This window comes from Halobacillus amylolyticus, assembly GCF_022921115.1.
Classification (GTDB): domain Bacteria; phylum Bacillota; class Bacilli; order Bacillales; family Halobacillaceae; genus Halobacillus_A; species Halobacillus_A amylolyticus.
The window spans coordinates 2,225,301-2,240,874 of sequence record NZ_CP095075.1 but is presented as its reverse complement, the minus strand read 5'-3'; the positions used below and the strand labels follow the sequence as shown (position 1 = coordinate 2,240,874).

The 15,574-nt window shown below is 41.4% G+C and carries 15 protein-coding genes and 2 pseudogenes; 14 read left to right on the top strand and 3 right to left on the bottom strand.

The window, feature by feature from the left end:
- Positions 1 to 68: 68 nt before the first annotated feature.
- The 10 genes and pseudogenes from MUO15_RS11545 to MUO15_RS11505 all read left to right on the top strand — a co-directional run bounded on the left by MUO15_RS11545 (position 69) and on the right by MUO15_RS11505 (position 7,584).
- Positions 69 to 458, top strand: coding sequence for a VOC family protein (locus tag MUO15_RS11545; protein WP_245029431.1), 390 nt, complete (start codon positions 69 to 71; stop codon positions 456 to 458).
- 659 nt (positions 459 to 1,117) lie between these two features.
- Positions 1,118 to 1,582 carry a MarR family winged helix-turn-helix transcriptional regulator gene (locus MUO15_RS11540; RefSeq protein WP_245029430.1) on the top strand — a complete coding sequence of 155 codons (465 nt, stop codon included), beginning with the start codon at positions 1,118 to 1,120 and terminating at the stop codon, positions 1,580 to 1,582.
- 59 nt (positions 1,583 to 1,641) lie between these two features.
- Positions 1,642 to 1,749, top strand: coding sequence for an RAxF-45 family protein (locus MUO15_RS21795; RefSeq protein WP_305853243.1), 108 nt, complete (start codon positions 1,642 to 1,644; stop codon positions 1,747 to 1,749).
- A gap of 97 nt (positions 1,750 to 1,846) precedes the next feature.
- The gene (abc-f, locus tag MUO15_RS11535; RefSeq protein ID WP_245029429.1) at positions 1,847 to 3,694 is read left to right on the top strand and encodes a ribosomal protection-like ABC-F family protein; all 1,848 of its coding nucleotides are present in this window, start codon (positions 1,847 to 1,849) and stop codon (positions 3,692 to 3,694) included.
- A gap of 363 nt (positions 3,695 to 4,057) precedes the next feature.
- Positions 4,058 to 4,800 (top strand): annotated as a pseudogene (locus MUO15_RS11530) (SDR family oxidoreductase).
- Positions 4,801 to 4,948: 148 nt separating this feature from the next.
- Complete coding sequence (locus MUO15_RS11525) at positions 4,949 to 5,581, top strand: SDR family oxidoreductase (RefSeq protein ID WP_245029427.1); 633 nt, start codon at positions 4,949 to 4,951, stop codon at positions 5,579 to 5,581.
- Positions 5,582 to 5,706: 125 nt separating this feature from the next.
- The gene (locus tag MUO15_RS11520; protein ID WP_245029425.1) at positions 5,707 to 5,988 is read left to right on the top strand and encodes a glutaredoxin family protein; all 282 of its coding nucleotides are present in this window, start codon (positions 5,707 to 5,709) and stop codon (positions 5,986 to 5,988) included.
- Between the two features lie 97 nt (positions 5,989 to 6,085).
- A complete protein-coding gene (locus tag MUO15_RS11515) occupies positions 6,086 to 6,442 on the top strand; it encodes a YppG family protein (RefSeq protein ID WP_245029423.1) in 357 nt (118 codons plus the stop codon).
- 60 nt (positions 6,443 to 6,502) lie between these two features.
- Positions 6,503 to 7,207, top strand: a complete 705-nt coding sequence (locus MUO15_RS11510) for an alpha/beta hydrolase (protein WP_245029419.1) — start codon at positions 6,503 to 6,505, stop codon at positions 7,205 to 7,207.
- 59 nt (positions 7,208 to 7,266) lie between these two features.
- Positions 7,267 to 7,584, top strand: a complete 318-nt coding sequence (locus MUO15_RS11505) for a hypothetical protein (protein ID WP_245029417.1) — start codon at positions 7,267 to 7,269, stop codon at positions 7,582 to 7,584.
- A 131-nt stretch (positions 7,585 to 7,715) separates the two neighbouring features.
- Here the strand turns inward: MUO15_RS11505 and MUO15_RS11500 are convergent, their stop codons facing one another.
- Together MUO15_RS11500 and MUO15_RS11495 are read right to left on the bottom strand one after the other, a co-directional pair.
- Positions 7,716 to 8,570, bottom strand: coding sequence for a DegV family protein (locus tag MUO15_RS11500; RefSeq protein WP_245029415.1), 855 nt, complete (start codon positions 8,568 to 8,570; stop codon positions 7,716 to 7,718).
- A gap of 56 nt (positions 8,571 to 8,626) precedes the next feature.
- On the bottom strand, positions 8,627 to 9,541 hold the full coding sequence (locus tag MUO15_RS11495; RefSeq protein ID WP_245029413.1) for a DMT family transporter: 915 nt from the start codon (positions 9,539 to 9,541) through the stop codon (positions 8,627 to 8,629).
- A gap of 294 nt (positions 9,542 to 9,835) precedes the next feature.
- On the opposite strand from MUO15_RS11495, the pseudogene MUO15_RS11490 reads away from it, so the two are divergent.
- Positions 9,836 to 11,319 (top strand): annotated as a pseudogene (locus tag MUO15_RS11490) (DEAD/DEAH box helicase).
- Between the two features lie 228 nt (positions 11,320 to 11,547).
- Here MUO15_RS11490 and MUO15_RS11485 read toward each other — a convergent pair.
- Positions 11,548 to 12,318 (bottom strand): rhomboid family intramembrane serine protease, encoded by a 771-nt coding sequence (locus MUO15_RS11485; RefSeq protein WP_245029411.1) that lies wholly within the window; start codon positions 12,316 to 12,318, stop codon positions 11,548 to 11,550.
- 154 nt (positions 12,319 to 12,472) lie between these two features.
- On the opposite strand from MUO15_RS11485, the gene acpS reads away from it, so the two are divergent.
- The 3 genes from acpS to MUO15_RS11470 are packed head-to-tail and all read left to right on the top strand — an operon-like array spanning position 12,473 to position 15,483.
- Complete coding sequence (gene acpS / locus MUO15_RS11480) at positions 12,473 to 12,838, top strand: holo-ACP synthase (protein ID WP_245029409.1); 366 nt, start codon at positions 12,473 to 12,475, stop codon at positions 12,836 to 12,838.
- Positions 12,839 to 12,886: 48 nt separating this feature from the next.
- Positions 12,887 to 14,404: an NAD(P)H-hydrate dehydratase gene (locus MUO15_RS11475; protein WP_245029407.1), complete on the top strand. Its 1,518-nt coding sequence runs from the start codon at positions 12,887 to 12,889 to the stop codon at positions 14,402 to 14,404.
- A 53-nt stretch (positions 14,405 to 14,457) separates the two neighbouring features.
- Positions 14,458 to 15,483 (top strand): LolA family protein, encoded by a 1,026-nt coding sequence (locus MUO15_RS11470; RefSeq protein ID WP_245029405.1) that lies wholly within the window; start codon positions 14,458 to 14,460, stop codon positions 15,481 to 15,483.
- The last annotated feature ends 91 nt before the right edge of the window (positions 15,484 to 15,574 follow it).

Below are 15,574 nucleotides of genomic sequence, written 5' to 3'. Positions count from 1 at the left end.
AGGATTATTAAAATAGAAAGCGAATTATTATCGGGGAGGGATAATTAATCTACGAGGAGAGAAGAGTGATGACAAAAAGCCTGCTCCCCGAAGTTCATGCTGTTTTTATACATACGAAAGATTTAAAACGATCGGCCAAGTGGTACAGTGAGTTACTAGATCTGCCCTTTGAAGAAGGGCAGGTCCATTCACCTGTTTATAATCTTCCCGTAACAGGTGGGGTTCACTTAACAATTGATGACCATAAGTTTGACACGAGTTATAGTTTTGAGCAAGTGAAAAAACCCGTGTTCAATTTTTATTCCAAAGATTTAGTGGAGAGTTATCAAGATCTCGCGGCCAAGGGAGTGCAAATAACAAAAGAAATAGTGAGTCATGGGGATTTTGGCTGGTTCCATATCCAGGATCCTGATCAGCATGTGGTCATGGTTTGTGGTACGATTGTCGATCGCCCGTAAGAGTCGTTTTATTCTTTTGGTAAGGGATGAAGTTTGCTTTTCGAGAAAAGGGGAAGATGAGCGATTGGTTGGACGTGGGAGCAAACACCCGATCCCCAATATTTACTGCACCAGAATAGATTGAAGGATGAGTGATCCTCCTTTTGGGAAGGAATTGCGCGAAAACCGTGGTTAATTGCACGAAATTTTGAATAATTGCACGAAAATCTCATTGATTGCACATAAATAAGCATAATTGCACGTTGAACGACTTTTTTGCATATTTCGTAAAAACTCCCGAATTATGACCAGCTGCGTCGATTCACTCGGGCACTACACGAGTCTGCCCAAGGCGCCTCCGCTTTTCTACTGTCTAGCTTCGAGTCGCAGCCCTTCGCGACATAAGCAATCCCATTTTGTGGCAAAGACCGCCACGTCATGGTTTTGCTTATGCGTTTCAGGGCTAAACGCTCCTCTCCGCTTTTTCTACTGTCTAGCTCCGGCGCCTAGACTCTCGAGACATAAGTGAATTACCTCCGTGTGGAAGAGCACCACACTGCGCTGCTTCACTTATGCTTGTCGAGTCTGCCCAAGGCGCCTCCGCTTTTCTTGTTTGACAGTCTATTTTTTTTATCTATATACTGTCTTTAACTAGAGGAATGATGAGAGGGCGAGGATTTATGGATGAACAAGAGTTGTATCGAAAAAAGAAACAAGACCCTTCTTTAAAGTTATTTGTCGTTTTGTCGAAGGCTCAGCGCGCGATAGCTGATTTAGTGAAGGATGATATTCAAAGTCATGGATTGAACACGACGGAATTTGGAGTGCTTGAACTCTTATACCACGAAGGCGACCAGCCGTTACAGAAAATCGGGGAAAAGATTTTATTAGCTAGCGGTAGTATTACTTATGTAGTAGATAAACTTGAGAAGAAAGAATACCTTAAACGTGTTCCATGTCCTAATGACCGAAGGATTACGTTTGCTGCGATCACAAGTAAAGGAAAAGACCTCTTGCACGGGATTTTCCCTGAGCATTGGAAACAAATCGAATCGATCACAGGTGGGCTGTCTGATGAAGAAAAGCGGCAAGCTATTGATCTATTGAAACAACTAGGCATGCATGCAGAGCAGCAAAAGAAGTAGAAAAATTCAAATTAATAAGTTACAATAGATGTATGACTAAAGACAAAGGAGGGATGAAGATGTTATCAAAGCACGTTATTGATCGTGAACTGTTATATATCAATCGTGCGCTTTTTCATGGTTTAACTGTACAAGGGGCTCGTATGTCCAATTTTACAGTTAAATAATGGAAATAGATAGCGTCTCATACCTGATTATATTATTAATAAGGAAGCCAGGGGTGACGGGACCTCTGGCTTTTTTTGTCTTTAGGAGGAAATTTTAATGATTACATTAAAAGATGTTTATAAAATTATTGGCGGCAAAGTGTTATTTGAATCGCTCTCTTTTGAAATAAATGTAGGAGAGAGGCTCGGATTAGTAGGGAGAAATGGCAGTGGAAAGTCAACACTGTTTCGTTTAATTACAAAGGAAGAATCACTTGATGGCGGGGATCTGTTTATTAAGAAAGGGCTATCGATCGGCTATTTAAAGCAGATTCCTGACCAGTTCACTGGTACAGCGAAAGAGTATTTAGAGAAAGCATTTATTGAGCTCAAGCATTTGGCCGAGGAAATGAAACAACTTGAAAATAAAATGAAGGACCCAGATAAGATGGAAAAAGCGCTTGTAACTTATGGAGAGTTACAGGATCAATTTACTGAACAAGGTGGCTATGAAATGGAGTCATTAATTAGTCAGGTAGCCAATGGGCTTCAGGTTGGAAGCTTGCTCCATCAACCATTTTCCAATTTAAGCGGTGGAGAGAAAACAAAACTTTCGCTCGCGAGAATTTTGTTGGAGAAACCTAGTTTGCTTTTGCTTGATGAACCTACAAACCATTTAGATCTAGTCGCTATTGAGTGGCTTGAGAAACACTTGCAGCAATATAAAGGGGCGTTATGTGTTATATCCCATGATCGCTCATTTCTAGATCATGTGGTTTCAGGAATTGTTGACCTTGAATCTGGAGAAGCACAAATTTATAAAGGAAACTATTCGTCATTTGAACAACAGAAAGAGGAAAAGCTGTTGGCGGAGTTTCACCAGTATCAGGAACAGCAAAAGAAGATAAAGAAAATGAAGGAAGCAATACGGAGGCTGAGGCAGTGGGCTAATGAGGCTAATCCACCCAACCCGAAGCTGTTTAAAAAAGCCAAGAGTATGGAGCGGGCTTTAGAAAAAATGGAGAAAGTTAACCGTCCTATGCTTGACACTAAAAAAATGGGACTGTCACTGCAGGCTGAAGGTCGAAGCGGAAATGATGTTCTGATTGCAGACAAGGCTAGTAAACACTATGGGAACCGGCAAATCCTAACTGAGGTCGATCTTCAACTCCGTTACAAAGAGAGATTGGCTATTGTAGGAGCAAATGGCAGTGGCAAATCAACTCTCCTTAAGCTGTTGCTGCAACAAGAAGAGCCCGATTCAGGTGTAATTAAACAAGGCAGCTCTATTCTGATCGGTTATTTACCACAAAACCCTTTGCAAGGTGTAGATGACCAACAGCGTATGATTGATTATTTCAGACAACATATTAGAGTGACGGAAGGGCAAGCCAGACACTTACTGGCAGCCTTTATGTTCTATGGATATGACGTGTTCCAGAAAATTGCCCATTTAAGCGGTGGGGAGCGAATGCGGCTCAAGCTAGCTATTTTTATGCATGAAGGGATAAATTTATTAGTTCTTGATGAGCCAACCAACCACTTGGATGTTGAATCGCAGGAAGTTCTAGAAGAAGCACTGCAGCATTTCGAAGGAACGGTAATTGGAGTATCGCACGATCGTCACTTTCTAAATCAATGCTTCAATGAGACAGCTTATCTTGTGGGTGGCCGACTCTATCGTTATTTTGGCTCTTACAATGAAACGAAAGAAAAATGGATGGTATTGTTAGGCCAGGAATGCAAGCAATACCAAGCAACTACACCGAAGAAACAACAGGGTCAAACGGGTGCAGCTGAAGTGTCCATGGAAGAGAGGATTATGGAACTTGAAAACGAGCTGAGTATAGTTGAAGGGAAGATCGAAAAAGAAATGAATACTGGTGAACTAATAGCTCTGCAAGAAGAGAAAGAATTGCTGACAAAGCGAATTGACCATCTATATGAATCCTGGATTAACTCTTAAGAAACCGACCACAGATACGTATCTGTGGTCGGTTTCTTAAGTTTTGGAATTTTATTTTATGATTACTCACCCGAAACAATATAAGAAGGTTAGCTTAAACTACACAGGTGCGTGAAAGATCTTCTTCAGCTTTTAATCAGGCTAGATGAGGAATAGAATATGAATTTCGAGAATCCCTATTCATGATCGGATTCAATGTGTTTAAAGTAGTCAATTATTTGAAAGAGAATGTTTTAAAATTCGTTAATTGAGGAAACACAGCAACACACCGTGAGTTGAAAGTTAACGGTATAAAAAACTCAGCTCGGGTAATCGGTCTAGGCGGACTGGACCTGGGCAAATATAAGGAAGGTGTGACAAGACATGTCCAATGTAAAAGGAAAGGTTGTTATTTTAACAGGAGCTTCAAGTGGAATTGGTGAAAAAACAGCTAAGGAGTTGGCGGCGAATGGAGCCAAACTCGTATTGGCGGCCCGTCGTGAAGAACGACTGGAAGATCTGCAAAAAGCCATCGAAAATGAGGGTGGAGAAGCAAAATATAAGGTGACCGATGTGACATCCAGTGAGCAAATGAAGAACTTGGCGCAGTTTGCAGTTGACCAGTATGGAAAGATTGATGTCATTGTCAATAATGCCGGGTTAATGCCCCTTTCTTTATTGAATAATATGAAGATCGAGGAGTGGGATCGCATGATTGACGTCAATATTAGGGGCGTTCTTTACGGTATTGCAGCGGTTCTGCCATACATGCGTGAAAGGAAAGAGGGACATATTATTGATCTTTCCTCAGTTGCAGGTCATGAAGTGTTTCCTGGAAGTTCGGTATATAGTGGAACGAAATTTGCTGTCCGGGCTATCACCGAAGGGTTAAGAAAAGAGGAGTCTCCGCAGAATAATATTCGTACAACGATTCTTTCCCCGGGGCTGTTGGGACTGAATTGACTGAGACTATTACCGACACCGATGTGAAACCAGGAGTGGAAGACCTCTATAAGCAGGCGATTAGACCTGAGGCCATTGCCCGTGCAATTCGGTATGCGATTGAGGAACCCGGTGATATATCGATCAACGAAGTGATTATTCGCCCGACTTCACAAGAATTATAATCTCTTCTAATGACCTCTTGCTGCAAACGACCACAGTCCTTCCTCTGTGGTCGCTTTTCTACATGAGGAGGAAGTTCATTAAATACTCGTTTATTCTTTTGAACACTAGGGAAGTTTACTAAGGGTAGGCAATAAAGGAGGATAAATCGTGCGTGTTTTAGTGATAGGTGCTAATGGGCAAGTTGGAAAATATGTTATTGATAAGCTGAATGATTCAGGACATGAACCAGTGGCGATGGTTCGGGATACGGACCAAGTTCCGCAGTTTGAAGACAAAGGAATCAGGTCAGTTATTGGTGATTTAGAAAAAGATTTTGAATCTGCCTTTTACAATATAGAGGCTGTGATTTTTGCGGCTGGTTCGGGACCTCATACCGGTGCTGATAAAACGATTCTTATTGATCAGGAAGGTGCGATTAGAGCCATTGAGCGTGCGAAGCATTTTGGGATAAAGCGCTTCGTTATGCTAAGTTCGATGGCTGCCGACCGGCCGGAATCTGGTGCAGAGGCAATGAAGCATTACTTGTACGCGAAGCATCGTGCGGATGAATATTTAAAACAGTCAGGACTTGATTATACGATCGTTCGCCCAGGTAGATTAACAAATGATCGAGGCAACGGAAAGATCAAAATTCAAGAGCATATAAATAGTTACGGAGAGATCCCTCGCGAAGATGTCGCTGAAACGCTATCCTTCTTAATTTCAGGGGCAAAAGCTGAGAATAAGGCTTATGATTTGTTAAGTGGAGACCAGCGAATTCATGAAGCTTTAGCCAATTAATTAAGGCATACAAGGGATTAGCCTCTTGTATGCTTTTTTTGATAAAAAGAGTTTATCTGTTAACGATAGGGGTACTTATTAAGTGATACTAATGAACTAGTAAAAGGGAGAGAGGAGGGACATCAATGAATAAACAAAAGGTTGTTGTTTACACCAGTGTCGGTTGTTCTCAGAGTGAGAAGGTACTGTCTATGCTGAATGAATGGAACGTAGCCTTTGAAGAAAGAAGCATTACTGATAACAATCAAAACTTTAAAGAATTACAAGAACAGGGTATATATGCTACCCCCGCGACAATTATTGACAATGAGAAAGTCCTTGGGTACCAGAAGCATAAACTGAAGCGGACATTAGGTATTCATTACGAAGCACGCTTTCAAACTACAAAAACGATACATTTCTCTTAACAGTCTCAAGTGATTTTATTATCACTTGTTTTTTTACACTTTTTTCTTTTCGATAACATAGGCTGTAGTAAAATGAAAGAAAAAGGTGGAACAATCTGTGTACTATTATCCTTATTACCCTTATTGGCAAACAGACAACAGGACAAATACGGCCTCTCCCTATTATAATTATTACTATCCCTATACAAACTTTAATGCAGCACCTGGCACGACATGGAACCAAGGGATGTATACGCAACAATATCCTTACACGTATGGTTACGGATATCCAGGATATAATGAAGCTGAACCAGCAGCGGGGCAAAAGAGTAGTGTGGTTTCCTATTTTCAAGATGAGCAGGGACAGTTAGACTTTGATAAAATGATGTCAACAACAGGGCAAGTTGTGCAAACCATACAGCAAGTATCCCCGATTGTAAAAGGAATCGGGTCTTTCGTAAAAGGAATGCGATGAAACGCGCTATTTCTACTAAGCGCGTTTTTTTCTACATATTATTGATGGCGGTGAAAGACGATGAGTGTTGGGTGTTTATGCATACATGGTTATACTGGAAGCCCTAAAGAAGTACAGCCTCTAGTTGAATTTCTTGAAAATCGAACGGCTTGGGAAATTTCTGTTCCCACGTTACCTGGACATGGAGACGATCTCGATTTAAGGGGTCATTATTATCAAGAATGGATAGCAACAACAGAATTAGCACTCCTTGAATTGTTGAAAAGAAATGATCAAATTATGATCATTGGATTTTCTATGGGGGGGATGATTGCGGCATACTTAACGGCAAAGTATAAAGTAGATCGACTGGTCCTGCTTTCTGCAGCATTAAAGTATGTTAGTCTGCCCCAGATGTATAAAGATATTTTTGCAATGGTTTTAGGGGCAACTCAAGGCACGTTAGGTTCAAATGAATTATTTTTGCGCTATCAAAAGAAGCTGAAGCAGACATATATTTTCTCCACATTGGAATTTATAAGATGTGTTCATTTTACGAAACCTTATCTAGAGGATATCAGGTGTCCTGTATTGATCATACAAGGGAAACTGGATGGAATGGTTCCAAGCAAGGCGGCGAACTTTCTGGAAGAAGAAATTCCATCAACGGACAAGGAAGTCATTTTTCTCGCGAAATCAAAACATTTAATTTGTCATGGTGATGACAAAGACGAACTTTTTAATCACGTACTTGCTTTTGCCAAGGGACTTCGCCATAGTGAATGAGAGGAAGGTACGCCCTTTAAAAATTACAATGCACCTATAAAAACACCGTTTTGTCGTTAATGGCTGTTGTAGGATTTCCTGTTACATTCATTGTGGGACATTTAGTTGATCGATTTTATGTCCAATACATATTAGCGCTCGCATTCCTTGGCCATATTGTTACACTCTTTATTTTACTATTCACAGATGCCTGGTGGATGGCCATCATGTTTGGGGTGGTGGTCTGGGGAGTTGTAAACGGCTTTGAAAGGATTGTATTAAATATCGTTTGGCCCAACTACTTCGGAAGAGCACACTTAGGTAGTATAAAAGGGTTAGCGCAAACTGTGATGGATGGTCATGGTTCTGCACTTGGCCACTTTTCTATGATTGGTTAGGAGGCTATTATGAGATAATCTTACTGACCATTGTATTCCCGCTGACTGCTGGAATTTAGCGTTGAAATCTCCCCAAACTCGATATGAGGACTATACGAATAAATAAAGTCAGAGGAGATTCCTCCTCTGACTTAGTCTTTGAAAAAAGCGATAACGAGTCCGCCCTCTCCGGCATGGGTTGAAATTAATGGGCCCATCTCGGTGAAAATTGAATCGTTGAAGTCATAGCGCTCTTTGATCGTTTGGAGTACAGATCTTCCGCGCTCTTCATCGTTGCTGTGGGATAAGGCGATGACTTTATCTTCATAATGCTTGGTATATTCCCCAATCTGATCAACGAAGCGGCGAAGTGATTTTTTATCACCACGGACTTTTTCTGAGACGTCGATTGTGCCTTCTTCTGTGGCTTTCATTAGAAGTTTAATGTTTAACGTTTTAGCAATGGCTCCTTTTACTTTATCTAGACGACCGCTTTTGATGACATTTTCAAGTGTCTTTAATATGAAAAGTGTCGTGGTCTGCTCGATTTTCTTTTCCATATGAGTGACGAGCGAATCAAAGCCAAGACCTTCTTTTATTCTTTTGCCAGCCTCATCAACTAGTAATGCGATTCCACAGGAGGCTGTTTTTGTATTCAGTACAGCTATCGAACGGTTAGGTTCCTCTTCAAGTAACATGTTCTTTCCCATCACGGCACTTTCATACGTACTGCTCAAACCTTGTGTGAGAGCCAACATAACTATGGGAATTTCAGCATCTACTTCTTTATACTTATCGTAAAAATCGTTAGGACTAGGAGAAGAGGAGGAGGGAAGCTCGCTTGACTCTTTTAGTTTTCTGTAAAAGGTTGGTAAATCAATGGTCAATCCCGATTTATATTGGTCCTGACCAAAGTGGATGTTCAGTGGGATAACTTTCAAGTTATGGTGCTTGATCATTGCTTGCGGTAAATCTGCCCCGCCATCAATAATAAGTTGAATCGTCATTATTTCACCTGCTCTCAAGTAGTGATGGAACATGTCTCTCTTTTGATATAACAGCGTCAAAGTCTTTTGGATGCGTGAGTTATTTTAGGACGTCTCAGTTTTTTTGTACTCATAATGAAAAGGATGAGTCCGAATAGAACGATTGAGCCTCCCAGCCACTGGTATGATGTGATTTGCTCCCCAAGAACGATGTAAGCAAGGATGGAAGCACCAATTGGCTCTAGCAGAATGCTCATTGAAATTGTAGAGGTGCTGATCCATCTTAATGACCAATTAAATAACGAGTGGCCGAAGAAAGTTGGAATAATGGCAAGTGCTAAAAAAATCAACCATTGCTTGTTTGAATATCCAGTAAATGGGTAATTCATAGCAACGTTATAAATGAATAAACTGATCGTTGCAATTCCGTAAACGATAAACGTGTGAAATAGAAGAGAGAGACGTTTACGCAAGTTTTGTCCTAAGAGAAAATAGGCTGTTACCATCATCGCTCCAAGCAATGCGAGGATATCCCCAAGTAAAGCCGTACCATCTAGTTGGAAGTCACCTGAGCTAATGATGATACTGCCGGTGATGGCGATCATCATGCTTAGCAATGCACCTGCAGTAAAACGCTCCTTGAAGAACAAATACGTTCCGAGAAATGCGAATAAGGGCTGCATGGACACTAGGATAACGGAACTGGCCACTGACGTATAATTAAGCGATTCAAACCATAAAATAAAGTGAAAGGCCAAGAAGATGCCTGCAAATACGGCTAACAGCCAATCCTTTGAAGTGATGCTTTTAAATTCATGAGTGTGTTTCCACATCACGTAAGGAGCCATGATTAGCACAGCAAATAACAGCCGATAGAAAGCGATCATAGAAGCTGGTACACCACCAGCCAGTTTAACAAAGATCGCTGCGGTCGATATGGATAATACACCGATAGCTAACATGATATATGGATGAAATGGAGGTTTATCCAAAAATTAACCCTCCTTATTAATAGGAGCTCGGGCAACAGCGCCCAGGCAATCGGTTTCATGACCGGGGCGCCTCGCGCTTTTCTCAACAGTTTTACATCATTTTATCATTGATAGGATTGAAAAGCATAATAAAAATGTGTAGAATTGATACTGTTATGTGTGTTATGATGGATGAATCTATCAGGCAGGTGCTTCAAAGCCTCTCCCGTATAGCATTGGCAGGAGGCTTTTTTTACATGTCTTAATCATAATTAAGGTAGAAGATTTTTTATAAAAAAGGAGTATGAAAGTATAGTGACAACATTCAATTCATTAGGATTATCTAATTCGGTGTTAAAAGCTTTAAACCACATGGGTTTTGAAGAAACAACACCGATTCAAGAGCAAACAATCCCTCTCGGTTTACAAGGGAAAGATGTCATCGGCCAAGCGCAAACGGGAACAGGTAAAACAGCAGCATTTGGAATTCCGATGATCGAAAAAATTAATAAAGACGTCAAGTCTGTTCAAGGATTGGTCATTGCACCAACGCGTGAGTTGGCTATCCAAGTAGCTGAAGAAGTTCACCGTCTCGGTAAAAATAAAGGGATACGCACGCTGCCGATTTATGGTGGATCAAATATGGAACGTCAAATTCGTGCACTAAGAGATAACCATATCGTTGTAGCAACCCCTGGACGTTTACTTGACCATATCCGTCGTAAAACGATTAAGCTTGAGAACGTTCATACTGCAGTATTAGATGAAGCAGATGAAATGCTAAACATGGGCTTCATCGATGATATTCGTGATATTCTTAAGGCACTTCCAGAAGAACGTCAAACGTTATTGTTCTCAGCGACTATGCCTAAGGAAATCCGTAATATTGCAACAACACTTATGAAAAACCCTGAAGAGGTTAAAGTGAAGTCGAAAGAAATGACGGTTGAAAATATCGAGCAGTATTATGTTGAGATTCCGGAAAAACATAAGTTCGATACACTAACACGTCTTCTTGATATACACGCACCGGCATTGGCGATCGTATTCGGACGGACAAAGCGCCGTGTCGACGAGGTTTCAGATGGTTTGCAAGCACGCGGTTTCCGCGCTGAGGGATTCATGGCGACTTGACCCAAGGAAAACGTATGTCCGTTCTAAACAAGTTTAAAAAAGGGCGCATTGAAATTCTTGTAGCGACAGATGTGGCTGCACGCGGACTGGATATTTCTGAGGTATCTCACGTATATAACTTTGATATTCCTCAGGACCCTGAAAGCTACGTTCACCGTATTGGACGTACAGGTCGTGCAGGGCGCAAAGGTGAATCTGTCTCCTTTGTCACTTCACGTGAGAAAGCACAGCTTAACTTAATTGAAAAGCTTACGAAGAAAAAGGTTGAACGTATGAGTGTGCCATCTTCTGATGAAGCGCGCCGCGGACAACAACAAGTTGCTGTTGATAAGATGATCGAATCCGCTAATAATGAGGATTTAAACAAGTATAAGCAATCAGCAAACGAACTGCTCGAACAGCATGATGCTACGGATCTTGTGGCTGCAGCATTGAAGATGCTTACGAAAGAACGCAGTGAGGTACCTGTTCGACTTTCTTCTGTACAGCCGATCAGTGTAAAAGGTGCACAGCGCAGCGGCGGTGGTAAAGGTAAAGGTGGCAAAAAACCTTACCGTAAAGACGGCAAACGCAACTTTAATAAGCCCAACAATAAGTCCCGCAATTTCAAAGGTAAAGGAAATCGCGGCTTCCAAAACAAAGGGCGTAACTCTAACGCTAAATAAGTAGTTATAGGCTGTCTGACTTTTTAATGGTCTGGCAGCTTTTTAATTGGTGAATATTTTAACGCAAAAACTTCTTAAAAAAAGCAATTATGCGCTCAAAATGTGCAATTAAAACGTCAATTATAAAATTAATCGATTTACGTGCAATTATAATTCAGTTTCGCGCAACTCCATTGATTTTGGCCTTTTCAAAAAAGCCGCCCATCCTTCAGATGTGCGGCTGTAAATTTATAAAAAGTTATTAACTAACGCAAGAGCGACAAGGAAGATAATGAACCCCCATATGATGTACTTTCCATATCCTTTTCCTGAGAATTTACGTTTATTCCAACGGTTAGGATCAAAGCTCGCCCCGCTTCGGCTCCTGTTCTCGTGTTTGACCCGGTTTTGCCAAACAGAAAAGGGTCTGGCATTTTTTAATAAAGGAGGTGCTAGAGCAAACCCGCCAATAAGACCAAAAACATGTGCGAGTACGTTTATGTTCGGGCGTGCAAACGTCATGAATAATCCTAAGACAAAAATAATTGTAATCATTTGTGAATTTGCTGAACCAATTAAGTGCTTACGGAACAATACCATAAATACATAAACACCAAAGATACCAAAAATGGCACCTGAAGCACCTAGGTGCTGGTAAAAAGCGTTAGGGGCGACGATGTACGTTCCAATGTTTCCCGCGATCCCTGCGATGAGGTAGACGGTGATGAATTTCATTTTTCCCAACATTTGCTCAAGGGCCGGACCAAAGAGGACAAGTGAAAAGGAATTAAATAAAGCATGTGAAAAGCCGCCGTGCAAGAATATCGGGGTCACAAGCCGCCAATATTCCCCTTGTGATACAAGAAAGTTGTTGCCTACCCCTGCACGGAGCAAGTCCAGGGCAAAGTTGAATTGAAATACAGAAATAAACAGCCATAATAGCAGGTTAATCAAAACAAGCCCTGACACAATGGGGTAAAATTTGAGGAATTCCTTAAAGCTTTCCGTTCGAACAAACATAGTTTTTGTCTCCTTTAAAAAAGGTTCTACTTCACAATATAAGCGAATCAGCAGGCTAGTATTCTTTTTAACAGTACAAATTATCGGGTATACTACAACTAGCTATGGAGAAAGGCGCTCTAGCTAGACATCGAAGCTTAAAAGGAAGATGTACATGATTAAGGGAATCGGAATCGATATTATAGAAATCAAACGTATTAAACAAAGTATAAAGCGAAATCCTCGTTTTGTTCAACGAATATTAACTAAAAGCGAACAGGATCGTTATGATCAGTTGAATGACTGGAGGCGTGCTGAGTTTCTAGCGGGCCGTTTTGCAGCAAAGGAAGCCTTTTCTAAAGCTGTTGGAACAGGGATCGGTAAACTTAGCTTTCATGACATCGAAGTCATATCAAATGACGCAGGAGCTCCGGTCGTCCAAGCAAAGGGATATGAAACCCTTACTATTTGGGCGGCTATTTCTCATAGTAAAGAGCAGGCTGTTGCGCAAATTATCTTGGAAGATAGAGCAAATGCATAATTACATAGGTTGTCTCATAACATTGTAATGCGGGTAGGAGGGAACGAAATGGATGTTGTGACCGCACAAGAGATGTACGAATGGGACCAGGTGGCGATGGAGTCAACTGGGTTGGACGGTAAATTATTAATGGAGAATGCAGGTCGAGCTGTAAGTTCTGAATTAGAGAAAAAGCTAGATAAGCATCAAAGGGTCATGATGCTTATTGGCGCAGGGAACAACGGCGGGGACGGCTTTGTTATCGCACGGACGTTATTGAACAGAGGTTATTCTGTTGAAGCGTGGCAAGTGGTGCCTGATTCTAAAGTAAAGGGTGACGCGCGTCATCATAAAGAGATTTTTATGAAAACGGGATACACATTATACAAATTAGAGGAAAATGATGATCTAAGAGAATCTTTTGAAAGTGCAGAAGTCATTATTGATGCGATGCTTGGAATTGGTGTGAAAGGGCATTTACGTGGGCCAATCAAACAAGTAGTCGAACTTGCCAATGAGCAAAAAGCTTTCAGGATAGCCGTAGATCTTCCAACTGGCGTTCCAGCTGATGAAGGGATCGTTGAGTTTGATGCATTTAAAGCCGACTATACGTATATCATTGCTGCTTTAAAGGTGAGTGCGTTAGTGGAGCATACCAGACTTTATTACGGTGAATGGAAGGTTTGCGATATTGGTTTGCCTGTGAGAAAACTTCCTTCTCCCAATCGAAAAGTATGGCAAAGAGAAGATAGTAAACGAATATTACCTAAAAGAGACGCAAACTCTCATAAAGGAAGCCATGGCAAAGCGTTAATCGTCGGCGGAGCGGCACATATGCCCGGATCGATTGCGATGTCAGCAAAGGCTGCACTTAGAAGTGGTGCTGGACTCGTAACGGTAGCTACACCAAAGAGTGCAGTGCCTACCATTGCTACCTATGTGCAGGAGGCGACTTTTCTGCCGCTTGCGGAAGAGGAGGGTGTCATCAAGGGACCGGTTGATTTTGATGTGTCTGCTTATGATGGAGTGGCGGTAGGTATGGGAATGGGGCGTGGGCGAGAATCTAATAACCTAGTGAATCACCTCGTCTCATCAGTGAAATCTCCACTGCTTATCGATGCAGACGCTCTCTATCAACTGAAGAATATCTTGGGTTTATTAAGGAGTAGGACATATCCGACAATTCTCACTCCGCATCCTGGCGAGTTTGCTCATTTAGTGGACCAACCGATTTCTGCAATTGTACAATCACCTTTTTCCTATAGTCGTGAATTCTCTAAAAAGTACGGTGTGTACACTGTGTTAAAAGGCCCTGCCACAATTATTACGGCTCCTAATGGCAGCCAGTTTGTAGACCTGACAGGCAATGCCGGGTTAGCAAAAGGTGGCAGTGGCGACGTGCTATCAGGTATATTACTTGCCATGATGCTTCAATCAGGATCAACCACACATGCGCTAAATAGCGGATGCATGCTGCACGGACTGACAGCTGAAATGTTAATAGAGGATGACCACTCCATGGTTGATTTACTTGCGACAGATTTAATTGAAGGTTTAACCCAGACCTTTCGTACATTTTCCTCTTGATCCACAAATAAACGTTCCCTTTGTCCTTCAGAAGAGACAAAGGAGTTGAGTATATGAAGAAACGTTTTCCGATCCTTTTGTTCGTCTTAGTGACAATGATGATTGTGATAAGTGCTTGTGGTGAGAAATCTAAAGAAGACGTTGTGAAGAAACTGTCGCAACAAGCTGAAGAGATGGCGGGTTATAAAACGGATGTAACTATGACCATGCGAACAGGTAAAGAAGAACAAAAATATCAGATTCAAATTTGGCATAAAAAAGAGGACTTTTATAAAGTAAAACTTCATAATGAAGAGGATGAAAAAGGGAATCAAATCATCCTTAAAAATAAAAATGGGGTATATGTCTTAACGCCTGCTTTAAATAAGAGCTTCAAGTTTCAAAGCGATTGGCCTGAAAATACGAGTCAGCCCTACCTTTATGCTTCTTTAGTGGAGGATATTAAAAAGGATACTGAGGGAGAGTTTACCACAACAGAAAATCACTATGTGTTTAAAACAAAAACAAATTACCAAAACAATAAAACCCTTCCATCCCAAGAAATCTATTTCGATAAGAAAACCTTTAAACCTGTCATGGTGAAAGTGTTTGATCAGGATATGCAGGCACTAGTAGAAGTGCAATTTAATGACTTCAACAAAGCCGATGGACTTAAGAAGGAAGACTTCGATGTAGATCAAAATATGGCGATGGCACCTACTGAAGCACCTGTTTCAAATATGGAAGAAGGTAATCAAGCTAATGCTATCCTCTATCCACAAGAGACGCTTGGAGCTGAGTTGGTTGATAAGCAGGAAGTACAAACAGATGAAGGTACTCGAGTAATTATGACCTATCAAGGGGAGAAAAGCTTTACACTCATCCAAGAACCAGCCGAGGTTGAGCCTACAAGTGCCGGACAGGCAGTGCCTGTAAGCGGCGACCCCGTACAATTAACTGGAGGTACAGTTGGTGCAATGTCTGGGCAGCGCTTGCGCTGGAGTCAATCTGGTACAACATTTAACTTGGCGAGTGAAGAGTTAACCCAAGAAGAAATGGTTTCAGTAGCGAGTTCAATTAATAGCCATTCCTCTAAATAGCAATCTCGCGAGCAGGCTTAACGGTCTGCTTTTATTTTTAGATGGCCGACTCTTGAAAAGTGCGGTATAGCTCATGTGCAGTACGCTCTTT